Origin of the sequence: Agrobacterium sp. CMT1 (genome assembly GCF_037203725.1) — a bacterium.
GTDB classification, from domain to species: domain Bacteria; phylum Pseudomonadota; class Alphaproteobacteria; order Rhizobiales; family Rhizobiaceae; genus Agrobacterium; species Agrobacterium pusense.
Map to the genome: position 1 here is coordinate 144,329 of NZ_JBBCAR010000014.1, position 22,727 is coordinate 167,055.

22 protein-coding genes are annotated in these 22,727 nt (G+C 59.3%); 4 read left to right on the top strand and 18 right to left on the bottom strand.

All coding sequences use genetic code 11. From position 1 onward, the window contains the following. Window positions 1–145: 145 nt before the first annotated feature. The 6 genes from WA845_RS16965 to WA845_RS16990 all read right to left on the bottom strand — a co-directional run bounded on the left by WA845_RS16965 (window position 146) and on the right by WA845_RS16990 (window position 6,453). Window positions 146–2,320: a putative bifunctional diguanylate cyclase/phosphodiesterase gene (locus tag WA845_RS16965; protein ID WP_112552931.1), complete on the bottom strand. Its 2,175-nt coding sequence runs from the start codon at window positions 2,318–2,320 to the stop codon at window positions 146–148. A gap of 231 nt (window positions 2,321–2,551) precedes the next feature. Next, entirely contained in the window at window positions 2,552–3,487 is a 936-nt protein-coding gene (locus WA845_RS16970) for a 2-hydroxyacid dehydrogenase (RefSeq protein ID WP_337322465.1), read from the bottom strand. A 23-nt stretch (window positions 3,488–3,510) separates the two neighbouring features. Further along, the gene (locus WA845_RS16975) at window positions 3,511–4,242 is read right to left on the bottom strand and encodes an amino acid ABC transporter ATP-binding protein (RefSeq protein WP_004444596.1); all 732 of its coding nucleotides are present in this window, start codon (window positions 4,240–4,242) and stop codon (window positions 3,511–3,513) included. Continuing rightward, a complete protein-coding gene (locus tag WA845_RS16980; RefSeq protein WP_003521700.1) occupies window positions 4,223–4,882 on the bottom strand; it encodes an amino acid ABC transporter permease in 660 nt (219 codons plus the stop codon). Before WA845_RS16980 ends, WA845_RS16975 begins: the two co-directional genes overlap by 20 nt. Further along, window positions 4,879–5,583, bottom strand: coding sequence for an amino acid ABC transporter permease (locus tag WA845_RS16985; protein ID WP_112552803.1), 705 nt, complete (start codon window positions 5,581–5,583; stop codon window positions 4,879–4,881). The genes WA845_RS16980 and WA845_RS16985 overlap by 4 nt, the downstream gene beginning before the upstream one ends. A 66-nt stretch (window positions 5,584–5,649) precedes the next feature. Beyond that, entirely contained in the window at window positions 5,650–6,453 is an 804-nt protein-coding gene (locus WA845_RS16990) for a transporter substrate-binding domain-containing protein (protein ID WP_337322466.1), read from the bottom strand. A gap of 295 nt (window positions 6,454–6,748) precedes the next feature. Between WA845_RS16990 and WA845_RS16995 the strand changes: the two genes are divergently transcribed. Both WA845_RS16995 and WA845_RS17000 read left to right on the top strand, forming a co-directional pair. Beyond that, complete coding sequence (locus WA845_RS16995) at window positions 6,749–7,069, top strand: hypothetical protein (protein WP_006700306.1); 321 nt, start codon at window positions 6,749–6,751, stop codon at window positions 7,067–7,069. 172 nt (window positions 7,070–7,241) lie between these two features. After that, window positions 7,242–8,264: a LacI family DNA-binding transcriptional regulator gene (locus WA845_RS17000; RefSeq protein ID WP_035209565.1), complete on the top strand. Its 1,023-nt coding sequence runs from the start codon at window positions 7,242–7,244 to the stop codon at window positions 8,262–8,264. A 214-nt stretch (window positions 8,265–8,478) separates the two neighbouring features. Here the strand turns inward: WA845_RS17000 and WA845_RS17005 are convergent, their stop codons facing one another. From WA845_RS17005 to WA845_RS17035, 7 genes are all read right to left on the bottom strand, one after another. Next, the gene (locus WA845_RS17005; protein ID WP_045533948.1) at window positions 8,479–9,507 is read right to left on the bottom strand and encodes a trans-3-hydroxy-L-proline dehydratase; all 1,029 of its coding nucleotides are present in this window, start codon (window positions 9,505–9,507) and stop codon (window positions 8,479–8,481) included. Between the two features lie 10 nt (window positions 9,508–9,517). Next, window positions 9,518–11,212: a cis-3-hydroxy-L-proline dehydratase gene (gene lhpI, locus WA845_RS17010; protein ID WP_337322467.1), complete on the bottom strand. Its 1,695-nt coding sequence runs from the start codon at window positions 11,210–11,212 to the stop codon at window positions 9,518–9,520. Between the two features lie 111 nt (window positions 11,213–11,323). Continuing rightward, window positions 11,324–12,565: an NAD(P)/FAD-dependent oxidoreductase gene (locus tag WA845_RS17015; protein WP_135856212.1), complete on the bottom strand. Its 1,242-nt coding sequence runs from the start codon at window positions 12,563–12,565 to the stop codon at window positions 11,324–11,326. Continuing rightward, a complete protein-coding gene (locus WA845_RS17020; RefSeq protein WP_004444624.1) occupies window positions 12,565–13,287 on the bottom strand; it encodes an amino acid ABC transporter ATP-binding protein in 723 nt (240 codons plus the stop codon). The genes WA845_RS17015 and WA845_RS17020 overlap by 1 nt, the downstream gene beginning before the upstream one ends. After that, the gene (locus WA845_RS17025) at window positions 13,280–13,933 is read right to left on the bottom strand and encodes an amino acid ABC transporter permease (protein WP_006700301.1); all 654 of its coding nucleotides are present in this window, start codon (window positions 13,931–13,933) and stop codon (window positions 13,280–13,282) included. The genes WA845_RS17020 and WA845_RS17025 overlap by 8 nt, the downstream gene beginning before the upstream one ends. Before the next feature lie 12 nt (window positions 13,934–13,945). Beyond that, window positions 13,946–14,611, bottom strand: coding sequence for an amino acid ABC transporter permease (locus WA845_RS17030; RefSeq protein ID WP_004444628.1), 666 nt, complete (start codon window positions 14,609–14,611; stop codon window positions 13,946–13,948). Window positions 14,612–14,680: 69 nt separating this feature from the next. After that, window positions 14,681–15,487 carry an ABC transporter substrate-binding protein gene (locus WA845_RS17035; RefSeq protein ID WP_004444630.1) on the bottom strand — a complete coding sequence of 269 codons (807 nt, stop codon included), beginning with the start codon at window positions 15,485–15,487 and terminating at the stop codon, window positions 14,681–14,683. 444 nt (window positions 15,488–15,931) lie between these two features. Here WA845_RS17035 and WA845_RS17040 point away from each other — a divergent pair, with 444 nt between their 5' ends. After that, window positions 15,932–16,969: an Ldh family oxidoreductase gene (locus tag WA845_RS17040; protein ID WP_337322468.1), complete on the top strand. Its 1,038-nt coding sequence runs from the start codon at window positions 15,932–15,934 to the stop codon at window positions 16,967–16,969. 286 nt (window positions 16,970–17,255) lie between these two features. On the opposite strand, the gene WA845_RS17045 is transcribed toward WA845_RS17040, so the two are convergent. The 3 genes from WA845_RS17045 to ftsZ form a co-directional block, all read right to left on the bottom strand. After that, on the bottom strand, window positions 17,256–18,221 hold the full coding sequence (locus WA845_RS17045) for a dihydrodipicolinate synthase family protein (protein WP_006700297.1): 966 nt from the start codon (window positions 18,219–18,221) through the stop codon (window positions 17,256–17,258). Window positions 18,222–18,329: 108 nt separating this feature from the next. Continuing rightward, complete coding sequence (locus tag WA845_RS17050; RefSeq protein ID WP_004444640.1) at window positions 18,330–19,028, bottom strand: GntR family transcriptional regulator; 699 nt, start codon at window positions 19,026–19,028, stop codon at window positions 18,330–18,332. A gap of 241 nt (window positions 19,029–19,269) precedes the next feature. After that, complete coding sequence (gene ftsZ / locus WA845_RS17055; protein WP_004444641.1) at window positions 19,270–20,232, bottom strand: cell division protein FtsZ; 963 nt, start codon at window positions 20,230–20,232, stop codon at window positions 19,270–19,272. Between the two features lie 479 nt (window positions 20,233–20,711). Between ftsZ and WA845_RS17060 the strand changes: the two genes are divergently transcribed. Then, entirely contained in the window at window positions 20,712–21,155 is a 444-nt protein-coding gene (locus WA845_RS17060; protein ID WP_006700295.1) for a response regulator, read from the top strand. A gap of 496 nt (window positions 21,156–21,651) precedes the next feature. On the opposite strand, the gene WA845_RS17065 is transcribed toward WA845_RS17060, so the two are convergent. Both WA845_RS17065 and WA845_RS17070 read right to left on the bottom strand, forming a co-directional pair. Further along, window positions 21,652–21,798: a DUF1127 domain-containing protein gene (locus tag WA845_RS17065; protein WP_004444643.1), complete on the bottom strand. Its 147-nt coding sequence runs from the start codon at window positions 21,796–21,798 to the stop codon at window positions 21,652–21,654. 217 nt (window positions 21,799–22,015) lie between these two features. Then, window positions 22,016–22,618, bottom strand: coding sequence for an acyloxyacyl hydrolase (locus tag WA845_RS17070; protein WP_168247116.1), 603 nt, complete (start codon window positions 22,616–22,618; stop codon window positions 22,016–22,018). Window positions 22,619–22,727 lie beyond the last annotated feature (109 nt).

The following is a 22,727-nucleotide window of genomic DNA, read 5'->3' on the forward strand; positions in this document are numbered from 1 at the left end:
CCAACAGCTCACCTTGAATAACAACGGTGATGTGACAATGGCAGAGGCTGGTGCAGTGACTGCGCAAGGCGGCGATACCCGACCTGGAACTCGCGCGTGGTGCTTCAATTCCGTTCGGATGACGCAGCGGGCGGTGGATCGGCGATTACAGCGGTTGGCTGGAAGAACCGGTTGCAAACGTGGACATCGCCTTCAGCATGCCCTCGATCTCGCCAGCCGCCACGGGGCGGCCAAAATAATAACCTTGCCCGTAGGGACAACCGGCAGCCCGCAAAAAATCAGCCTGCTCGGCCGTTTCCACGCCTTCGGCAATGACATCGATGCCCAGTGAACCGGCAAGCTGGATCATGATCGAAACAATGGCGCTGTCTTTGGTTTTTGCCGGCAGATGCGTGAGGAACGACCGGTCGATCTTCATGCACGAGAGAGGGAATGTCTTGAGCATGCCAAGACAGGAATAGCCGATGCCGAAGTCATCCAGTGCCAGGCTGACGCCCATCTGCTTGATGGCGCGCATGATGCGCACTGACGTGTCGACATCCTGAATGATGAGCGTCTCGGTAATCTCGATTTCCAGCAGCGAAGGTGCAAGGCCGGTTTCCTTCAGCACCGAACTGATCTGGTCCGCCAAGCCGGCCTGGAACTGCCGGGGGGAGATATTGACTGCCATTTTGACAGGCGACAATCCAGCAGCCATCCAGTCTCGCGCCTGACGGCACGCTTTTTTCAGAATGCTCTCCCCAAGCTCCACGATGAGGCCGGTTTCTTCCGCAAGGCCGATGAATTCCGCAGGCCCAAGCAGTCCCTCCGCCGGGTGCTGCCAGCGCACCAGCGCCTCCACCCCACTGATGCCGCCGGTAAGTAGATCGACCTGCGGCTGGAAATGAAGGATGAATTCATCCCGTTCCACGGCCCTGCGCAATTCCTCGATACGCGTGACCTTCTTTCTCAAATCGTCTGCCATTCGCGGCGAGAAGGTGGCGATACCGTCCCGACCATTATGTTTCGCTTGATACATGGCAAGATCGGCAGCGGCGACGATCTCCGCCGTGGTTTCCCCATGTTCCGGAAAAAACGCCACGCCGATGCTGGAAGTCGCCTTGATATCATAATTGCCGATGCGCAGCGGCTGTGAGACCGCAGCCTGGATGCCCCGAAGCCGGGATTCAAAACCGTCACGCTGCTTCTGCAGAATGACGACGAACTCATCCCCACCCACCCGCAACACGAGATCGTTTCGACCCAGGGTCCCTGCGATGCGCGCCGCCGTCTTCGAAAGCAGCGCATCGCCGACGCTGTGGCCCAGCGTGTCGTTGATCTGCTTGAAATTGTCGAGGTCGAGAAAGCAGACGGCGATCGTTCGCCTGGCTTTTGCCGCGGCCGCAAGAACTTCCGGCAGTCGTGTATCGAGAAAACGGCGATTGGGGAGCCGGGTCAGCATGTCGTGATCAGCCAGAAAGGCGATATGTTCGGCCGCACGTTTGCGGTCGATCGCGAGCCCCGCCATGCGTGCAGCCGCACCGATAAATTCCACCAGTGCCGGATCTGGCTGGCGGGCCGCGAGCATGCACCAGACAAAACCGTGCGCCTTGCCGTCGCTGGCGGGAATATCGAAGCTGAAGGCCGTGTTATCGGCAGGGGAAGTGATGATGTCAGGATCGCTGACCGAGGAAATCAGCGCCGTCAGCCCCGCATGCGGAGCGAGTGCCGGCGATGCATAAACCGAAGGTTCACCCGTAGCGGCGTCGAACACCCGTACGGCACAGGCAAGCCCCGTGGCGAGATTTTCAATCGCCTTGACGAATTCCTCGAGGAAATCCTCGATACGCGCCGCTGCGACAATCATTTCGAGAATGCGCGCCTGCGTCTGCAGCAGTCTTTCGGAAGCCTTTTTCTGGGTTATGTCCCTAGAAGCGCCGACCACCCCGATGATGTTGCCGGACTTGTCCCGCAGCGGCACGCGCGACATCATCAGCCAGCGGTCGATATCGCCACGCATGGCCCGCTCTTCGTAACCGAGATCCGGTTCTCCCGTGCGCATCACCCGTGCCTCGGTGTCGGGAATGCCCGCCCGCCGTGCTGCTTCGCCGTGAATATCGTAATCGGTGAGGCCAATCAGCTCCTCCACCGTGTCAAAACCATTTTCCTTGACGATTGCGCGGTTCGCAAACAGGAACCGACCTTCCAGATCCTTGGCATAGATAAAATCCGGCACGTGGTCGATCATCGCTTCCAACAACACATGCCGGTCGGATGGATTACTATTTTCATCTGTTGGGGTAGAGGCAGATGGCCCTGTTTCGCGCTTTTTCCGCGATATCCGGTTCTGCACGGGTGTCTTCGGGCCCTTGGAACGCACCTATCCGCCTCATCACTTTATAAGAGAGCAGAATAGTAGGATTATACATATTATATAAATATGAACGAGGGGCGGAGATAGGGTGGCCGGTGGCCGTCTGTACGCTTGCGGCGATGAAATAGCGCCTGTCTCAGGGAAAACGGCGCGGATAGAAGCCGCGCCGCCAGAATTCCGGCATCCAGCAAGGCCCCCTCACGCCACCGGCGTCGGCAGCTCCCTGCCGGCAAAATGCGCGTCGAGATTGGCAAGAACGAGGTCTGCCATGGCCCGTCGCGTCTGATGCGTGCCGCTGCCGATATGTGGGGCGATCGTGACGGTTTCGAAAGCAAACAGCGCTTCCGGCACACGCGGTTCATCCTCGAAGACATCAAGCGCAGCACCTGCGATCACGCCATTCGAAAGTGCCTCAATGAGCGCCTTCTCATCCACCAACGAGCCGCGAGCCACGTTGACAAGCACACCCTGCGGGCCAAGCGCGTTCAGAACCTCGGCACTGACGATATGACGCGTTTCGGCGGTGGCCGCTGCGGCGATGATCAACACGTCACAATTAGCGGCCAGAGCTTCGATGCTGTCATAATAATCATAGGCGACATCGCGACGATTTCTCGTGGTGTAGGAGATATGCGCATCGAAACCTTCGAGCCTCCTGGCAATCGCCTGACCGATGCGGCCGAAACCGAATATGCCATAGCGACGACCGGCCACGCGGGTGGAAAGGCCCATGTCGCCCTTCAGCCATTGCCCGGTGCGGACATATTGGTCTGCCTGCGGCAGCCTGCGTGCCTGCGCCAGAATAAGGCCCAGAGCAAGATCCGCGACATCGGCCGTCAACACGTCAGGCGTATTGGAAACACGAAAGCCGCGCCGCTTCGCTTCAGCCAGATCAACCTTGTCGAAGCCGACGCCGTTGATGGCAACGATTTCAAGCTTTGGTAACGCTGCACCAATATCCGCCGGCAGGCCGATATGACCGCCGGTGACGACGCCGCGGATCGCGCCGCCTTTTTCAGCAAGGAAGGCGGCCCTGTCTGACACTTCGAACAGGCGATGCACGGTGAAGCGCTGCGCAAGTTCTTCCTCCAGTGCCGGAATGAGCGGGCACAGTTGCACGATTTCAGTGGTCATGGATTTTCCTTTGTGCCGGTGAACTACTTTACATCGGCCTTGACGAATTGCCGGAGTTCCGGCGTTTGCGGATTGGCGAAGAGTTCGGACGAGCGGCCCTGCTCCCAGATCTTGCCCTTGTGCATGAAGATCGTTTCGGTCGCCACGCGCCGCGCAAAAGCCATCTCATGCGTCACGAGGATCATGGTCATGCCGTCTCTGGCGAGGTTTTCCATGACAGTCAGCACTTCCTCGGTGAGTTCCGGATCGAGCGCAGACGTCACCTCGTCGAACAGCATTACCTTCGGCCGCATGGCAAGCGAGCGCGCAATCGCCACACGCTGCTGCTGGCCGCCGGACAGCTGGTCCGGATAGGAATCGAATTTCTCCGAAAGACCGACGAGCTGCAGAACCTCACGGGCGATATCCTTGGTTTCCGATTTTGCCACGTCCTTGACGATGCGCGGCGCAAGCATGATGTTTTCGCCGACCGTCAGATGCGGGAACAGATTATAGCTCTGAAACACGATGCCGACATCGGTGCGCAGCTTCCGCAGGGCCTTGGCGTCTTCACCAATCGCATGACCGGCAATTTCGATGCGCCCGGAATTGATCTTTTCCAGCCCGTTCATGCAACGCAAAAGCGTGCTCTTGCCCGAGCCCGAGCGGCCGATGAGGGCGAAGACTTCACCACGGCCGACCGTCAGCGACACGCCTTTGAGGACTTCCAGAGCGCCAAAGCTCTTGTGAACGTTTTCAACGATTACTTCCGGCATGAAGCCTCCTTTCCAGCCAACGCGACAGCTGGGATAACGGGTAGCAGACGATGAAATAAAGTACGGCCACCGCCACGAAGACGCGGAACGGCTGGAACGTGGCATTGTTGATGAGCTGCCCCGCTCTCGCAAGTTCGACGAAACCGATGATCGATGCGATGGACGTGTTCTTGACTACCTGGACGGCAAAACCGACGGTCGGCGGTAGCGAAATTCGGATCGCCTGCGGCAGGATGACGTAGCGATATTGCTGGGCGCGGGTGAGAGCGAGCGATTCCGACGCTTCCCATTGCTGCTTCGGCACCGCCTGGATGCAACCGCGCCAGATTTCCGCAAGATAACCCGATGTATAGATGGTCATCGAGGCACCGGCGGCAAAAAGTGGCGGCAGTTCCAGCCCGGCAAGGCTGAGACCGTAATAGGACAGGAACAGGATCATCAGCACCGGAATGCCCTGGATCACCTGAATATAGGTGCCGGCGGCAATGCGCAGCGCCTTGAAATTCGAGGTGCGGGCGAGCGCCACGAAGAAGCCGACGATGCCGCCGCCGATTAGTGCAATGATCGTCAGAAGCACGGTCCATTGCAGGGCGGTCAGAAGGAAGCCGAATTCGTTCCAGCCGAAAGTTCTAAGGGTCATGACTGCACCTCCGGCAAAGCGGTCATCGTCTTGCGGGCTACGCGGCGACCGAACAGCCACATGCCGACAAGGGCAAGGATGAGCCGCAGGCTGAGCGCCAGCGCCAGATAGATGAGCGTGACGACGATGTAGACCTCGAAGGAGCGATAGGTCTGCGATTCCACGAAGGCTGCGGCCGCCGCAAGCTCATGGGTGGAGATGGCCGAGCATATGCTCGATGCGAGCATCATCAGCACGAACTGGCTGCAGAGCGATGGATAGACCTTGGCGATGGCGGGCACGATAATGACGTGACGATAAATCTGGTACTTGGTGAAGCCCAGAGCCTCACCCGCCTCGATCTGCGACTTGTGCACCGCCCCGATGCCGGCGCGGATGATCTCCGTGGAATAGGCGGCAAGATTGATCGTCATGCCGATCAGCGCCGCCGTATCCGCCCCGACGCGAAAGCCGAGACCCGGCAGGCCGAAATAGACGATGAACAGCTGCACGAGGAACGGCGTGTTGCGGATGACTTCGACATAAGCATCCACGATGATGCGGACGATGCCACCATTGATGGAGCGCAATGAAGCGAGAAGAATGCCGAAAGCGCAGCCGAGCACGATGGAGAGGACCGACAGCTTGATGGTCAGCCATATGCCGTTCAGAATTTCATTCTGATATTGGGCGAGCGCGCCGAATTGGAAGGTATAGGACATGCGTCACTCCGTTGACATTTCCCGGCCCGCCGAACGTATTCCCGGCGGGCGCGTTGAAAGGCTCAATCAGAAGCTTGGCAATTGCGGCAGCGGGCGACCGGTCCACTTGACCGAGATGCGGTCGAGATCGCCGGACATCTTCATCAGGTAAATGGAGGTGTTCAGCCACTGGCGCAGCTCGAAATCCTCAAGCTTGGTCGCCATGGAATTGCCCTGCTGGAAGAAGGTGAATCCGACCTGGAGACCGGCTTCCGGGCGCTGCTTGATGATTGCTTCACCAACCGTGGACGGCAGGGCGACGGCATCCACCTGACCCGCAAGCAAAGCTTGGGCGCTGGTGGAATCGTCTTCGTAAACGACGATTTCGAGACCTTCGACGTTAGCCTTGCGCAGCGCGGTTTCCTGTGAGGAACCGCGGTTGACCGACACGCGCTTACCCTTGAGGGTGTCGAGATTTTCGAATTTCTGGTCCTTGCCGGAGATGATATCCATGTTGAAGGCGCTGTATGGCTGCGTGAACATCACAGTCTTGGCGCGTTCGCCGGTCGGCGCGAGCGTCGCAACGAGGAAATCGACCTTGCCGGTCTGAAGGGCCGGAATACGCGCTGGAGGCGTCAGCGGCACCAGTTCCACCGGCAGCGACAGGTAGGAACCGATGAGATTGGCAACATCGACGTCATAACCGGAAGGGTTGCCCTTTTCATCCACCATGCCCATCGGCGGCGCGCCCGTGAGGACACCGATCTTGACCTTGCCGCGCGCCGTGATCTCGCTGAGCGAGACGGCATGGGCGGACGTTGTAGCCGCAAGCGAAGCTGCGGCAACGCCAACAGCAACGGTCATGTTTTTCAGAAATCTGGATATGCTCATGGTTTCTCCTCCAACCCAAATAGTAGCTGCCCAATGCAGAACAGCGGCCTTCGCAAACCGAAAAATGTTCTCGATAACATTTCTAGGCGCTTGACTGAAAACTCCTCTCAAGAAACTGTGAAAACACAGAACCAGATGAATTTCTTATGAAACTCAATCAGTTAGGATGATTATCGATTTTCCTCTCTTCGACATCGCTTCACGTTCTTGGCAGGATCAATAATGCATGTTATCGGTATCATTGCAAGTCCGATCTACAGAACTGTTTCGGTCGGCATTCATTTCGGGAGGAAACATGTACACACGCTCGGCAATTTTCGAAGGCAGGATTCACGCAGGCCGGGAGGAGGAGTTTTTTCGCATCGTCGAGGAAAAATTACTGCCTGTCTGGAAGCGCATGCCGAATGCGCAGGCGGTGCGAGTGATGCGTACGGAGCGCACGGACCCGGACGCGGCCCAGATCATCATGGTGCAGGAAATCGACTATCCGTCGATGGAGGCCGTGGAGGAAGCGCTGGTGTCTCCGGTCCGGCTGGAAGGCCGGGTACTGACGGATGAGATGATGAGCATGTGTGACGGGCGTTTCTACCATCTGGTCTATAGCCGCGTCGCGTAAATCCGGTGCACGTCGCATTGATCTGCAATCATACGGCGTGTTTTCCCTTGGTATCTTCGTGTATGTCTTGTCGTGAACCGGTCTTCATTCAGCCGGATTGTAACTGGGGAGACATGCTTTGGTGGAGCGCACGCCTTTGGCCGCAGCGTTAGTCACGTCAAAAAAAGCAACCATGAGCGACGTTTCAAAACTTGCGGGCGTCTCCAAGATGACCGTCTCGCGGGTGCTGGCCGATCCCGCTCTGGTGTCCGAGGAGACGCGCCAGAGGGTGATGAAGGCCATTGAGAAGCTTGGTTATGTGCCTGACCGAATCGCCGGTTCGCTTTCCTCTCGCCGCACCAATTTCATCACCGCCATCCTGCCGACTCTCACCAACTCAAACTTCGCCGACAGCGCTCAAGGCCTCGCCAATGCGCTACGCGCCGCCGATTACCAATTGCTGATCGGTTACACCATGTACGACCTGCAGGAAGAAGAGCGCGTCATCCGCACCATGATGGAGCGCCGTCCCGACGCGATTGTCGTCGCCGGCACGGTTCATACCAAGATGGCAAGCGAAGTGTTGATGCGCGCCGGTATCCCGATCGTTGAAATATGGGACGTACCCGAACATCCGATCGACCATGCGGTCGGCTTTTCCAATTACGAAGTGGGAAGAACCGCCGCCAAACACCTGATATCGCTTGGATTCACGCGCATAGGCGCACTTGGCTCCCGAGCCGATGGCGACGTTAAGGACTGGCGCGGCGAAAGCCGCCTGCTCGGTTTTGGGGCTGCCCTGCGCGAAGCCGGCATCGCCGATGATCTCATCATCCGCGAGGGCAGCGCGCCGGTCTCATACGATCACGGCGCGAAAACGCTGGGCTCCCTGTTGGCCAAGGCGCCCGATGTCGAAGCCATCTTCGCCGTGTCGGATATTTCCGCTGTCGGTGCGCTGATGGAATGTCATCGCCGCGGCATTCATGTACCAGATCAGATTTCCATTCTCGGCTTCGGTGATTTTGACATTGGCAGACAATGCTATCCGGCGATTTCAACGATACGGGTCGACGCGCAGATGATCGGCCGCAAGGCGGGCGAGTTGCTGCTTTCGATATTGGAGGCAGAAAAGGATGCCGCTGTTCCCGAGGGTGCGCGGGTGGATGTCGGCTTCGAGCTGATCGTGCGGGAGACGACGAAGCGGTTGGGCCGGTGAAGCTTTAGCCTCGTTGGAACGAGCGTGTACCGCTTCTTTCTTCTCCCCGCCGGGGAGAAGTCCGCGGCAGCGGGATGAGGGGGCAAGCTCTTCGTCTCTCGCGGAGTTACCCCCTCATCCGACCCTTCGGGCCACCTTCTCCCCGGCGGGGAGAAGAAATATGCCGCACCGCTGTGGCGTACTCACCATTCCACCCGAGTGACCTGTAACGCCCTTACCTCGCACCCCAGGTATCCGTCAGCCGATACCCCTCCGGCCATGGATCCGACGGATCGAGCATGTGCTGGTGTATTCCGGTGATCCAGCCGCGGCCGGATATTTCCGGCAGGATGGCCGGGCGGTCGCCGACTGTTGTGGTTCCGAGGATACGGCCCGTGAAGGTAGAGCCGATCAGCGACACCGCCGTCAGCGTTTCCCCTTCCTTCATTTCGCCGCGTGCATGCAGCACGGCCATACGGGCCGAAAGCGCCGTGCCGGTAGGCGAGCGGTCCACCTTGCCCGGCTGGATGGCGACGGCCGCCCCTGCCCGCAGGCCTTCGGCCGTGCGTTCCACCTTGCCGGCGAACAGGCAGAAGGAAAAATGCCGCCAGTCCGGGTTTTCGGGATGATCGAAACCCAGAGTCTTGTTGGCGGCGTTGGTGATGCGCACGCCGAGGCGGGCAATCTCGTGCGCCTCTTCCGGTTTAAGGCTGAAACCCATTGCTTCGGCATCTACGATGACGAAACTGTCGCCGCCGTAGGCCGTGTCCACTTTGAGCTTTCCAAGGCCTTCGACCTCGAGTTCGGCATCAAGCTTCGCGGCGAAGCTTGGCAGGTTCTGCACGAAAATACGCTCGGCCTTGCCGTTGCGGCATTCGGCCCGCACCTTCACCAGCCCGCCGGGAGCTTCCAGCAGCATATGGGTTTCCGGCTCCTGCATCGGCACGATACCGCCATCGAGAAGGACGGTGGACACGCAGATGGAGTTAGAGCCGGACATGGGCGGCGTATCCTCCGGCTCCATGATGATGAAGGCGGCATCCGCATCAGGATGTTTCGGCGGAACCAGCAGATTGACGTGGCGGAATACGCCGCCGCGCGGCTCATTCAGCACGAAGTTGCGAAGCGTCTCGTCACGGGCGATGAAACGGCTCTGTTCCCAGATCGTTTCGCCTGGTGGCGGCTTGACACCACCGACAATCACATCCCCCACCTCGCCTTCCGCATGGGCGGAAATGACATGAACGGTCTTTATACTGCGCATTGAATTCTCCTCAGGAAAGCCAGGCGGGACGACGGGAAGCGGCACGGCCGGTCAACGCGCTCTCGACGCAATCGGCAAGGCTGCCGAAGCGCACCGCGCGGCCGCTGAGACCGGGTCCGTAATGGGCGTATTTGCCGGAATTGGTCATCAAGGCGCGCGTCTTCGTCGGAAAGACCGGCTCGGAAATAGAACACCAGCAGAGGTCAGGCAGTACCTGTACACCGCTATCCTTCAGGCTTTTCAACGTGCCGTCGTGGGCAGCTGCATCGATGACCTGCTGGCCGGCTGTGACGATGACGGCAACATCCGCGCGGCGCCTGCGACCGTCGAAAACAGCCGCGAGGGCACGGCACTCCTCCAGCGACGCGTGGGGACTACCGATGGCGACCAGTTGCACCTCCTCCGGTCCCTCGTTGAGCAGCGACCACCCGGCCGCCATATCGGCAAGCGAAATGCTGACCGTGTCGGCCGTTTCCAGAGGCGCAATGCCGGCTTCCGGCGTAACGCCCTCGATATGTAGCATGGGCGCTGCGGAGGTGGTGCCGAAGGCAGCGCAGAGCGCTTTCAAATCATCCCGCGAGGGTTTCGCAGCCCCAAGCCCGCGCAGCAGCGGTATGCAATCGGGGGCCGCCTTGCCGGCGAGATAACCGACGAGCGGCCAGAACGCATCGTCTATCCCTTGCGGCAGCACCACGTCCACGATGCGCTGCGGCCGGCGATTTTCCTCCAGGTAAACACCCGAAAGCGGGGCCCTGCCCGTCATCGCGATACATAGATCGAGGAAATCGGGATGTTTGGCAGTGCGTGCACCAAGCACCGTATTGGCAAAAATCACCGCGTTCGATTCCGCCCAGGCAATCGATTCACCCGCGCCCGGCGCGCTGTCGAGCAGGTAAGGCGAACAGGTGAAGGTGGGCCGACAGCCCATGCGCACATAAGCATCCGCCAGTCTCGCCGCCGGATCGCCGAAATCATCCGGCACGCCCTGTGCCCGCCAGTTGGCCTTGTCCACCGAAATGGCGTTCATGGTCGTCGGCACCCGGACCTTGCCACCCATCTCAGCCATTTTTTCCGCGAAGGTGAGATTGGCGGGACTGGCATAGATGCAGCCGTCAATATGGCCCTGTGTGACGTTAACGAGCGCGGAAGCGCCCTGCTGGGCTGCCATGGCGACGATGATGCGCATGGCCTGGCGCACGGCGATGCCGTCGCGCCCTTGCAGCATCGCGCGGTCGTCACCCGTGAGATCGAGACGGGCAGTCGCGGGATGCGCTATGGCAAGCGAAAGGCCATCGGCCTCGATGCTGTTTTCATCGATGCGAACATGGGCCGCGCGGGAAAAGCGGGCAAAACTTTCGGCGTCGAGACGGACGACCGGCAGCGCCCGCTCGAACATTTCCGCCGCGACAAGTGCGCCCAAGGTCAGCACATCCTCCGCCTCGCAGAAAACGAGAGCGGATGGCGCCCGGCCCGTTAGAATAAGGTCGAGCAGAACGCCAGACCCGGTGCACGAGCCCCGGCTGGTCGGCATGAAGAGCACGCCGCCGGTTAGACTGACGCCGTGCAGCGGGTGATGCACGTCGATCACCCTGCCGGTGGCGGGATCGACACCGCCCCAGAAACTCAGCGCTTCCGTCGTGGCGATCACGGGGCCTTCGGCCGCACCGGTAAGAATGCTGCGGGCTTGCGGAACGGCAGAAGACATCGAAAATCTCCCTAAGGCATTTCCAGTAAAAGCGCGTCGCGCTTTGCGCCCCGGTAAATGCGTGAAAAAGTGCTAGAGAATTTTTGCGTTTCGGGGAAAAGCCGAAATCCTCTAGAAACGTTGCGGCGAAAAAGCGCTCGTGTCGATGGCGGGTTTTTGCCCCGTCAGAATGTCGGCGACGATGCGCGCCGTACCCGCAGATTGCGTCAGTCCCAGATGTCCGTGGCCAAAGGCGTAGACCACCCGCGCCGTGTGTCGCGCGTGCCCAATGGCCGGCAGGCTGTCCGGCAGCGAGGGGCGAAAGCCCATCCACTGCTTGCCGCCTTCGGTTTTCAGGCCCGGCAGGAAGGCTTTCGCCTTGGCCAGCAGCGCTTCGGATCGGGCAAAATTGGCCGGAAGCTCCAGCCCGCCCAACTCGACCGCACCGCCGACGCGGATGCCGGAGGAAAGCCGGGTAACGACGAAACCATGGCCGCCGAAGGTCACCTGCGTCCGCAGATCGAATGCGCCTGAGGGCAGGGTTGTATTATAGCCCCGTTCCGTTTCCAGCGGAATTTTTTCCCCGAGCGAACGGGCAATGCGGTGGGAAAATGCGCCTGCCGCCAGTACCACCCGGCCTGCCTTGCGCGTGCGGCCGTCATGGCTAACCACCTCGACCCCATCCTCCAACGGCCGGAGCGACGCAATATCGAGGCATTCGATACGCCCGCCCATGGTGCGAAAATGGTCGGCCAGCGCCAGCGTGTAAAGCCTGGGATCGGCAATGGAATACCAGCCAGGCGTGAACGTGCCGCAGGTGAAGCGCGGTGCGATGCCGGGCTGTATCTCGGCCATCTGCTCTGCGTTCAGATGCCGGAACTCGATACCGTGTCGCTCACGCGCCTTCCAGCCGCCGAGTGACGCTTCGAATTCCGCATCGCTTTCATAGACCTGGAGGTTGCCTTCCTTGCGCAGCATGGCAATGGTGTCGGTCCTTTTGAGGAACGGCTCCAGTTCGGCCCTGGAAAGGTCCATCAGTGCCGTCTGCGCTGCAGTTGAGTGCTCCACCTTCGAGGCGGCGCAGGCCCGCCAGAACCGGAACATCCAAGGCGCGATCTTCAGCGCATAGGCCGGCGGCACGCTGAGCGGCCCAAGCGGATCGAGCAGCCACTTCGGCGCCTTCCAGAGAATGCCGGGCGACGCGAGCGGCAGGATATCGGTGAAGGCGAAGGCGCCGGCATTGCCAGCCGAAGCGCCCGCCGCCGGTCCCTCACGGTCGATCATCGTGACCGAAAGACCGCGGCCCTGTGCCGCGATTGCCGCCGAGAGGCCGACAACGCCGGCCCCGATGACGATGACATCATTTGCAGGCATTACCGAACGCTCGCCAGGAACTTCTGCGTCTCGGGATGCTGTGGTGCGCCGAACAGCTGGTCTGGCGTGCCGATCTCGGCCATCACGCCCTGATGGAAGAAGGCGACGCGGTTCGAGACATCACGGGCGAAGGCCATTTCATGCGTGACGCAGATCATCGTCATGCCCTCATCCGCCAGCATCTTCAGCGTGTCGAGCACCTCGCCGACCAGCATCGGATCAAGCGCGGAGGTGACTTCGTCAAACAGCATGTATTCCGGCGACATGGCGAGCGCGCGGGCGATCGCCATGCGCTGCTGCTGACCGCCTGACATGCGGTTCGGATAGACCTTCAGCTTTTCGGCAAGGCCGACGTGGGTCAATTGCTTGACCGCAATTTCTTCGGCCTTCTCTTTCGAAATACCGAGCACCTTGCGCGGCGCCAGCATGACGTTTTCAAGCACCGTCAGATGCGGAAAGGCGTTCCATTGCTGGAAGACGATTCCGACCTTGCGGCGCAGCTTGTTGAGATCGGTCGACTTTGCATGCACCTCGGTGCCATCGATGACGATCTTGCCGCTGTCGATCGGCTCAAGGCCGTTGATGCAGGTGAGCAGCGTCGACTTGCCGGAACCGGAGCCGCCGATGATGGTGACGACCTCGCCCTTGTTGACGGTGAGGTTGATCCCTTTCAGAACCTCCAGCGGGCCGAAGGATTTGCGGACGTTTTCGATCTCAATCATTGGGGGACCACCGTCTTTCGAGATACCCGCCAAAACGGGCGATGGGGAAGCTGATAAGGAAGTAGATGGCGCCGCAGATCATCAGGATGGTCAGCGGTTCCTGCAGGCGGGTCACGAGAATCTGCGAGGCACGCAGAAGCTCAATGAGCCCGAGCCAAAGGACGAGCGCTGAATCCTTCATGACACCCAGCGTCAGGCCGATCCAGGCAGGCAGCGACACGCGCGTGGCAAGCGGCAGAACGATGTACCGCATGTCCTGCGACCAGGTCATACCGAGCGACCGGCAGGCGCGGCGGGTGTTCGAGGGCACCGCTTCGATGCCGCCACGCACGATTTCCGTGCAATAGGCCGCGGTATAAAGCGACAGAACCACGCAGGAGGTCGTAAAGGGTGGCCAGCCGAGCTTTGCGATCGACTGGAAGGCATTGCCGAGAACCAGCTGGATAAGCAGCGGCACGGAACGGAAGACATCCAGAACGAAGGTGAGCGGCAGGGCCCAGTAAGGCCCGAGCTGGAAGCGGAGGACGCCGAAGATGATCCCCATGATGGTGCCTGCCGTGACGGCGACGGCGGTGACGGCAAGCGTCATGCCGGCACCCTTGGCCAGGAAGGCGAGATCACTCCAGGTGAGAGCGGTTTCAAACATGGCTCACCTCTCTCAGTAACGGAAAAGACGCGCGGCCAGCAATCTGGCGGCGAGCGTGACGATCTTGGCGATCACGTAATAGATGACCGCGGCGAGCGCGAAAAATTCGAAGGTGCGGAACGAACGGGCGTTCAAGGCCTGCGTGACACCGGCGAGATCCGTGTTCATGCCGACCGTGACGCCGAGCGAGGTCATGAGGATTGCCCAGACCATCTGGTTCGTGGCAGGCAGGAAGGCAACCCGCAGCATCTGCGGCAGGATGATCAGCCTGAAGGTCTGCATCGAGGTCATGCCGAGCGAGCGGCCCGAACGCGTCTGCGTATCCGGAATGGCCTTCAGCGCGCCACGGAAATTTTCCGCGAGATAACCGGCATTATTGAAGGCGATGCCAACCAGAAGCGCGGTATAGGGGCTCAGATGAATGCCGAAATTGCCGAGCCCGAAATGGGCCATGTAGATCTGGAACAGCGCCGGCGTATTGCGGGCGATTTCCACCCAGACCGAGGCGAAGGCGCCGAGGATACGGTTGCCCGAAAGCCGGAACAACGTCAGCACGATGGCGCAGGACACGCCGATGACCATCGACAGGATGGCGATCTGCAGCGTCACCACCGCACCGTCCAGAAGCTGCGGCAAAGCCTTCAGCGCCTGATTCCAGTGAAATGTGTAGTTGAACATAACCGTCTCACCTTTCAGAAACGATCGACGGCGCGATCATTCGACCGCGCCGTTTTCGAAAAGTCCTGATCAGCGATAAACGCCGTTGACGGTGAGCGAAGGCACTTCCCCGCCAACCCATTTTTTGTAGAGCTCGGCGTAGCGGCCGGTGCGAACCTGCTGATTGATGAAGAGGTTCAGGTAGTTGATGAAGCCGTATTCATCCCGGTTGGTGAAGAGCGCGACGTAATCGATGTCGTAAGGCGCCTTGCCGACCACCGAGATACCGGCGAACTTGCCGCTCTTGACGTTGGACTGCGCAACGGTCGACGTGGAAACGGTGGCATCGATCTGCCCCTGGCTCAGGGCAAGAAACACATCAGCCTGGGTCTGGTAAGGACGGAATTCGCCGACGCCCCACTCCTTGACCGACTTTTCAAGCGCAATGGCTTCGAACGTGCCGGCGGTTGCGCCGACCGTCTTGCCCTTCATGTCCTCGAAGGACTTGACGCCGGACTTGTCGTTGGCGGTAACGGCCATTTCGAAGGCAAAGTAAGGCACGGTCATGCCAACCGTTTTGGCGCGCTCCAGCGTATCGGAGGTCGAAGCGACACCGACGTCGACGCGGCCGGACATCAGTGCCGGAATACGCTCGGGGAACGGCGTCTCGACGATTTCAGCCGTGACGCCGAGCGCCTTGGCGAGGTCGTTGCAATAATCGACGTCGAAACCGATAGGATTGTTGGCGTCATCGCGCGCGCCCATGGGCGGGAAGTCGAGCACAACCGCGCAACGCAGCGTGCCAGACGAGATGATGTCGTCAAGCTTGTCGGCCTTGGCCGGGGTGATAGCGGAAGTGGCGGCCAGCAGGCCGGCGAAAATGACCGATTTTTTCATTCTTGATTTGCTCCCAGAATTGGTCTGCCCTTGAAGGCGCGGTCACTATTTCCCTGTGGGGCTGAGAAATCAATAGAAAAATACAATGAGTATACAAAAAGAATTTTTTGCATCTGCGAACTGATGAGGTGTCGCGGATGATTACGCAAGCCGGCGCGGGGGAGCGGACAAGGTGGGCGAAACATTCAGCCTCCTTCATGCCGTTGCTTTTCACAGGAATCTAGCCAGCCCAAATCTTTGGGCTGAAAGAGGCTTTCCGATGCGCGCACGCGCGTCGACTGCAATCCTATGACAAGCACAGGAATGAGGGCTTAAGGTATCTTCGTGTTTGAGACGGTGGCCTTCTGCTGTGACTGAGCTTCATCGAAAAGACACGTTGCAATACTCACACCTTTGTATACTTTATGTATTCAAAATGTGCGAGCCCGACATCGGAGGATAATGATGAGCGACACCACCACCTTGACCATTGAAGAGCTTTCGACGCGGGTCGAGGCGATTTTCAGCAAGGCGGGCCTCAATAAGGTGCAGTCGGGCGCATTGGCACGCGTCATCACCGCCGGTGAGCGCGACGCCTGCAAATCGCACGGCATTTACCGTATCGAAGGCGCGCTCCGCACCGTCAAGGCCGGCAAGGTAAATCCGGATGCGATACCTGAAGTGGCCGAAGACGACGGCACGGCCGTCGTCAAGGTCAATGCGCATGGCGGCTTTGCCAACCCCGCCTTCGAACTTGGTCTGCCGGTTCTGGTGGAGCGGGCGAGACGCTCGGGCATCGCAGCACTCGTCGTCAATGACTGCACGCATTTCTCGGCGCTCTGGCCGGAAGTCGAAGGGCTGACCGAAAACGGTCTCGCCGGGCTGGTCATGTGCCCGAGCTATTCCACCGTCGCGCCCACCGGCGGAACCAAGCCTCTGCTTGGCACCAACCCCTTCGCCTTCGGCTGGCCGCGCAAGGGCACCTCCCCTTATGTCTTCGATTTTGCGACGTCGGTTGCGGCCCGCGGTGAAATCGAACTACACCGGCGGGCCGGAAAGCCCCTGCCGGACGGCTGGGCTCTGGACGCCGACGGCAAGCCGACGACCGACCCGGAGGCGGCCCTTGCCGGTTCCATGCTGCCATTTGGCGGCCACAAGGGATCGGCCATCGGCACCATGATCGAGCTTCTCGCCGGCATCATGATCGGCGATCTCACCAGCCCCGAAGCGCTCGAATTTCTCGGCACCACCACGCTTGCCCCCACCCATGGCGAATTGATCGTCGCTTTTTCACCTGAAGCCTTTGCCAAGGGCCGCCCAGGCGATCCCTTCCAGCGCGCGGAAGTGCTGTTCGACGCCATTATCGGCCAGGGCGCCCGCCTGCCCTCGGGCCGCCGCTTCACTGCCCGCGCCAAATCCGAAAGCGAAGGCATCACGCTTACCGCCGCCGAAATGGCCGGGCTCGACCGGCTGCTGGAAAAGGGGCTGGACGCGGTTTCCTGACCATTTGGATGGGGAAATGGAAAAAAGGCCCGCAATTGCGGGCCTTCATAACGACAACGTCACTCAGCGTTTTTTGCGACTTCATAGCATCCCCGCCATGTCAGCCCGCACTAGATCCGGGGTCCAGCGCGATCAAGTCCTTGACCGCGGAAGAGACCTTTCATGACGCAGACGCGCCCTGGCTGGATGCCGGATCTAGTCCGGCATGACGGAGGAGAGACATCAAACCTCATCACATGCAAAAAAGGCCCGCAGTTGCGGGCCTTTTTTACACAGCAGCAATATCTCAGGCGGCCTTGCAGGCCTGCACTGCGCCCGGCAGCTTGCTCCAGTCGGCGTACCAGCTGTTGAACAGCTTGAACTGTGCTTCGACATAACCCCGCTGGCTGTCCGTCAGTGCATCTGTTTCGTTGAAGTGCAGCGTGTATTCCTTGTCGCCCTTCAGCACCATCATGTGCTTGAAATAGAGAACCAGATCCGGGCCCTCGTCGAAGGACGAAAGAACGGCCAGCGCCTGTTCCAGTTCCAAGGCGCGTGCGCGGGCATCGGCGTCACCCTTGGCGGCAGCCTGCGACAGCTTGCAGAGGTGGATGACTTCCTTCGGCAGCACGTTGCCGATGCCGGTGATGGCGCCGGTTGCGCCGCAATTGACGAAGCCGTGGAAGACAGCGGTGTCGACACCGATCATCAGCGTGACTTCATCGTCGCGGCTGGTGATGTTTTCAGCCGCATAACGCATATCGGCCGGGCCGCCGAATTCCTTGAAACCAACGAGGTTCTTGTGCTCGGCGCGCAGCGCGAAGAAGAGATCGGCGCGGGTCGCAAAACCATAATAGGGGCTGTTATAGATGACGGCAGGGATTTCCGGTGCAGCCGAGAGGATTGCCTTGAAGTGAGCCTTCTGGGCGGCGATGACCGAACCGCGCGACAGAACGCGGGGAATGACCATCAGGCCCTTGGCGCCAACCTTCTGGGCGTGGGCGGCATGGGCAACGGCAGACGCCGTGTTGACCGCTCCGGTGCCGACGATGACGGGAACACCGGCCTTCACCAGACGCTCCACGCCTTCCATGCGCTGCTCGTCCGTCAGGAGCGGCCAGTCGCCCATGGAGCCGCAATAGACCACGGCGGACATGCCATCGGCGATCAGTTCCTTGCCCTTGCGAACAAGCGCATCGAAATCGGGGGTGCGATCATCCTTGCAGGGGGTCATCAAGGCGGGAATCACGCCGGAAAAAATGCTGGCCGTCATTACTAGCTCCTAAGGGACATGTTTTTCGGGAATGGACGCACGTCCGCGCCACCCTTTCGAGAGGGACATTACTATCTTGTATTTTATTTGTCGACAAGAATCGACAAGCTACAGATTTATTTCCAGCCGTTCGTTTCGCACCAGCAGTTTCTGCACCTGCCGGACGATCTGTTCAGCGTGCTCCCGCGCCAGTCTTTCGGAAAGAGCGATATCGCGTGCGGCAATCGCCTCGATCATCTCTTCATGATCATCGACAAAGCGCTTCGGCAGACGATCGTCATAGGACTGGTAATAAAGCCTGAGAATGCGCCGCCCCTCGTCCAGCAGCCGCTTGAACAGGCTGGTGAAATAGGGGTTGCGCCCGGCCTCCGCGATGGAAAGATGAAGGGCGGCGTTGGTGGAAATCATCGCCAGCGCATCCTGCTCCTCCACCGCAACGGCGAATTCCGCATTATGGGCGCGAATGCCAGCCAGATCTTCCGGGCGGTGATATTGCGCGGCAAGCTGGGTCGTTACCCGGTACATCAAGACCAGCGCATCGAAATAGGTGTGCATGTTGAGGAAATCGATGTTCGACACCATGGTGGAGCGGTTCGGCAGCGTATCGATCAGCCCCTCGCCCGAAAGCCGTACCAGCGCCTCACGGATCGGCGTTCGCGACATCTTGAACCGTTCGGCAAGCTGCACTTCATCGATGGGACTGCCGGGTGGCAGGACCAGATCAAGAATCTCGTCGCGCAGCAGATCGTAGACCATCTTCACACCGGAGCCGCGCTTGCGCTCGGCAGAAGCAATTATATCCGTCATAATCAAATCCTTCTTGTCGACATAAAGAGTACTATTATATTTTTTCGTTATCAACGACGTGTCACCGGGTCGCTGGCTTGCATGACGGAATAATTGTTCAAAAACAACAAAAAGCCGTCGCGAAAATTGCCCGCGACGGCTTTCGATCGTTCGGTTTGTGGGGCAGACGTCTTCATCGCGCTTTCACGGCCGGAGCGGCGAATAGCGGCTTCCAGCGGCGATGCGACGCCTTAGTCGGAGATTAGTTCCGCAGGCCGGTGGCCACGACGGAAATCTTGAAAGCGCCGTCCAGCGTTGGGTCGAACGAAGCGCCCATCACCACATCGGTTTCCTCGCTGACAGCCTCACGTACCAGCGTCATCGCTTCATCAATCTCGTAAAGCGTCAGGTCGTTGCCGCCGGAAATGGAGACCAGCGCGCCACGGGCTTCCTTCAGCGAGGGCTCGCCGAGCAGCGGATTGGCAATGGCCGCTGCCGCTGCTTCCGAAGCACGCTTTTCGCCCTTGGCCTGTGCGGTGCCCATGAGCGCCCGGCCGCCATTCTTCATGACGTATCGCACATCGGCGAAATCGAGATTGACCAGACCTTCACGCAAAATGAGATCGGTGATGCAGCGCACGCCGAGCGACAGTACCTTGTCGGCGGTTTTGAGCGCATTTTCGAAGGTGGTGCCGGCATCGGCAATGCGCAGCAGGTTCTGGTTGGGAATGACGATGACGGTATCGGCCGTGTTGAGCAGATTGGCAAAACCGTACTCAGCAGCCCGCATGCGGCGCACGCCCTCAAAGCTGAAAGGAAGCGTGACGACACCAACTGTGAGAATGTTCTTTGCACGGCAGGCTTCGGCAATAACGGGTGCCGCACCCGTCCCGGTGCCGCCGCCCATGCCGGCGGTGATGAAACACATATCATAGCCGCTCAGGTGATCCATGATCTCGTCGAGGGAATCGATCGCAGCCTGCCGGCCGACCTCGGGATCAGCACCCGCACCAAGCCCGCCCGTCAGTTCTGAGCTGAGCTGCACGAGCCGTGGCGCATTGGTCTTCTTCAGCGCCTGCGCATCCGTATTGGCCGCGATGAAATCGACGCCGCCGATACCCTCGGCAATCATGTTGTTGATCGCGTTTCCGCCACCGCCACCAACTCCGACGACGGCGATGTTGGGAGTGTTGCGGGCAATGGTAGCGCGCGGAGACTGTGTCATCGTCTAATTCTCTTTCCAAATTCATAGGGTCCCGCGCCGGTTTTGACCGCAACACGCGATTGATCGGTGGCGTTCCCGCTCTTCCTTCCTGGCGCGCGAAGGAGGCCGTAACGTCTTGAATTTCCATGTAAGCCTTAAGGACCGATTGCGGCCAAAAGACTGGTGCTCCAGCGGCGAAAGATGCGCTACGGCGACGTTCCTCCACCCTTCCCCCGGATGAAAACCAAACCGAATCAACTGCTTCGCTATCAAGAGGTGATAGCCCAAAAGGCACGTTGTTTACACTCCATTCACTATGTTTATCTCACTTTGGAACGAGTTGGCCCGCCGGGTGTTTGCTTGCCGACCGTGCTGAGGCGGCGGGTGATGAGATCAAACAGTCCCGACGCTCCAGATATTGTCGAAGCACCAGACGACCCCAAACCGCGGCGTATTTTTTCAGTTCGGTGCTTGGTAGCGTACTCAATGGAGGCAGGCATATGTTGGCAGACGTTTTGCAGAGTGAACCCGGCTTCCGCATGGAGCAGCCGCGGGTACTGATCGTGGAAGACGAGTTCCTCATCGCCATGGACATAGAGGATTCCATTCTTCAGGCGGATGAAGAGGCAGACGTCATCGGTATCGCCAACAAGCTGGATGATGCCGTGGCACTTGGCCGCCGCGCCGATATTGCATTTGTCGACGTCAATCTTGCCGATGGACAAACCGGGCCGGAAATCGGGCGACGGCTTTCCGAAGAGCACGGTGTGGTGGTCATCTTCATGACCGCAAACCCCGAGGTCGTGGTCAATCTCGGCATCGGCGCTGGCGTCATCGCCAAGCCCGTTCCGCAAGATGCAGTCGAACAATGCCTCACTTATGCACTCGCCAGACGCGCAGGCACCCGTGCCGTGACGCCCATCGGCATGATGGCATTCGACTGAGATATACCAACAAGGAAAACGGCCAAAAACAAAAAAGCCTGCCGCGGGAGGAGGTGCGGCAGGCTTTCTGAAAAGATGAACAGCGATATGGGAGGAGGAAAACCGCTGTCCCCGGGGCAATCCTTTGGGAGGAGGAGTAGGATCACCCGCTTTACGAAAAGGATGTGGGAGGAGGTACATCCGTTTCGATGAGAGGAACATACCATTTCCCTGCGCATTTGACAGGCACAAGGTTGCAGCACAGATATGCGCTGAGCGCATGGCGTCCGTCACGAAGGACGATACCGGGCATTTACCCGCTTCTCGCGGATCCGGCCTTTACCGAGTTCCCAACCTGCACCGAACATCGACAGCAATCGAGAAGAATGCGGCGCATCCGGTGAGAGCACCGCCTCGCTGTCAGACACTCCCAATGAAGTGCCTTCATTTTCAAACCAAACAAAAACGCCCGCAAAGCGGGCGTTGAAGCATTCAGAATGAGGCGGTATCGCCCTATTTACTTGCCAACAGCGGCGCGAGCGACACTGGTGATCTGGCTGCGATCGATACCGAGATCGTGCAGTTCACGGGTGCTCATGCGGCCGAGTTCGGTGATGGTCTGACGATATTTGCGCCAATTGTTGAAGCTGCGTGCTACGTTCATGACATTACCCTTTCTGAGGTCTAGGTGACGTCAGTAACGTTTTCGTTCCGGCGTCCTTCGATGACCTCTATATGCGCTTTCCAATGGGGATTTAACAGGCAAAATAAGGCAATCCACCCATGCATCAGACGCAAGGGTTGCTGGCGCCAGTTTGCGTTGAAAAAGAAACGTGGCTGAAATCCAGACAGTTCGCAGGACCTTATAACGTAGCGGCGGCTTAGAACTTGTAGCGGACTCCGAACACGTTGGCGTTTGTGGCGCCCTTCATGTTGCCAAGTGTTTTGCCGCCACCGGAACGGTGGTGGAGGCGCCAGAAGAACTCCGTCGAGGAACCCTCGCTGAAAGACACGTTGATTTCCGGCCCCAGATAAAAAAGGACATTGGCGTTGCCGTCGTCCTTGATTTCCTGTTCGCGCTCGCGGCCCGGCTGCGCATCCGTAACAAGGCTGAGCCCTGCTGTAAAACTTGGGGTGATGAACAGTCGCTCTCCAAGCCTGATCTGTTCATACCGCGCGACCGGGCCCGCCCACACCTCGCCGGTGAAGCCCTTGCCGAACCTGACGGCCATGCCGACCTCACCGCCCAGTTTTATATTGCCGATACGGTAAGGATAGAACTGATAGCCGCCGCCGATGACAGCGTTTCTTTCATAGTCCACGGGAATAAGCGCCGCGCTTTTCAGCATGTCTTCTTTTGTCAGGGCGCCAGCGAAGCCGAATATCGCCTCACTCGTCTCAGAGGTCATATCCTCCGACGCGAAAGATGACGTGGCAGCCAGTGCGACCATGGCTGCCGTCGACAGACGTGCTGCAATATTCATCGTGCTACTCCTGAACAAAGCCCGCTTTACCCAGCCGTCCTCATAGGCATAATCGCGGAAGGCGAACATACCGTTACCGAACACAATTAATTCAACTTACGTGGAATCG

Bases quoted from the DNA above. Each gene is read 5' to 3' on its own strand.
- WA845_RS16970 (WP_337322465.1), bottom strand. From the start codon at position 3,487: ATGACCACTGAAATCGTGCAACTGTGCCCGCTCATTCCGGCACTGGAG.
- WA845_RS16975 (WP_004444596.1), bottom strand. From the start codon at position 4,242: ATGCCGGAAGTAATCGTTGAAAACGTTCACAAGAGCTTTGGCGCTCTG.
- WA845_RS16980 (WP_003521700.1), bottom strand. From the start codon at position 4,882: ATGACCCTTAGAACTTTCGGCTGGAACGAATTCGGCTTCCTTCTGACC.
- WA845_RS16985 (WP_112552803.1), bottom strand. From the start codon at position 5,583: ATGTCCTATACCTTCCAATTCGGCGCGCTCGCCCAATATCAGAATGAA.
- WA845_RS16990 (WP_337322466.1), bottom strand. From the start codon at position 6,453: ATGAGCATATCCAGATTTCTGAAAAACATGACCGTTGCTGTTGGCGTT.
- WA845_RS16995 (WP_006700306.1), top strand. From the start codon at position 6,749: ATGTACACACGCTCGGCAATTTTCGAAGGCAGGATTCACGCAGGCCGG.
- WA845_RS17000 (WP_035209565.1), top strand. From the start codon at position 7,242: ATGAGCGACGTTTCAAAACTTGCGGGCGTCTCCAAGATGACCGTCTCG.
- WA845_RS17005 (WP_045533948.1), bottom strand. From the start codon at position 9,507: ATGCGCAGTATAAAGACCGTTCATGTCATTTCCGCCCATGCGGAAGGC.
- lhpI (WP_337322467.1), bottom strand. From the start codon at position 11,212: ATGTCTTCTGCCGTTCCGCAAGCCCGCAGCATTCTTACCGGTGCGGCC.
- WA845_RS17015 (WP_135856212.1), bottom strand. From the start codon at position 12,565: ATGCCTGCAAATGATGTCATCGTCATCGGGGCCGGCGTTGTCGGCCTC.
- WA845_RS17020 (WP_004444624.1), bottom strand. From the start codon at position 13,287: ATGATTGAGATCGAAAACGTCCGCAAATCCTTCGGCCCGCTGGAGGTT.
- WA845_RS17025 (WP_006700301.1), bottom strand. From the start codon at position 13,933: ATGTTTGAAACCGCTCTCACCTGGAGTGATCTCGCCTTCCTGGCCAAG.
- WA845_RS17030 (WP_004444628.1), bottom strand. From the start codon at position 14,611: ATGTTCAACTACACATTTCACTGGAATCAGGCGCTGAAGGCTTTGCCG.
- WA845_RS17035 (WP_004444630.1), bottom strand. From the start codon at position 15,487: ATGAAAAAATCGGTCATTTTCGCCGGCCTGCTGGCCGCCACTTCCGCT.
- WA845_RS17040 (WP_337322468.1), top strand. From the start codon at position 15,932: ATGAGCGACACCACCACCTTGACCATTGAAGAGCTTTCGACGCGGGTC.
- WA845_RS17045 (WP_006700297.1), bottom strand. From the start codon at position 18,221: ATGACGGCCAGCATTTTTTCCGGCGTGATTCCCGCCTTGATGACCCCC.
- WA845_RS17050 (WP_004444640.1), bottom strand. From the start codon at position 19,028: ATGACGGATATAATTGCTTCTGCCGAGCGCAAGCGCGGCTCCGGTGTG.
- ftsZ (WP_004444641.1), bottom strand. From the start codon at position 20,232: ATGACACAGTCTCCGCGCGCTACCATTGCCCGCAACACTCCCAACATC.
- WA845_RS17060 (WP_006700295.1), top strand. From the start codon at position 20,712: ATGTTGGCAGACGTTTTGCAGAGTGAACCCGGCTTCCGCATGGAGCAG.
- WA845_RS17065 (WP_004444643.1), bottom strand. From the start codon at position 21,798: ATGAACGTAGCACGCAGCTTCAACAATTGGCGCAAATATCGTCAGACC.
- WA845_RS17070 (WP_168247116.1), bottom strand. From the start codon at position 22,618: ATGAATATTGCAGCACGTCTGTCGACGGCAGCCATGGTCGCACTGGCT.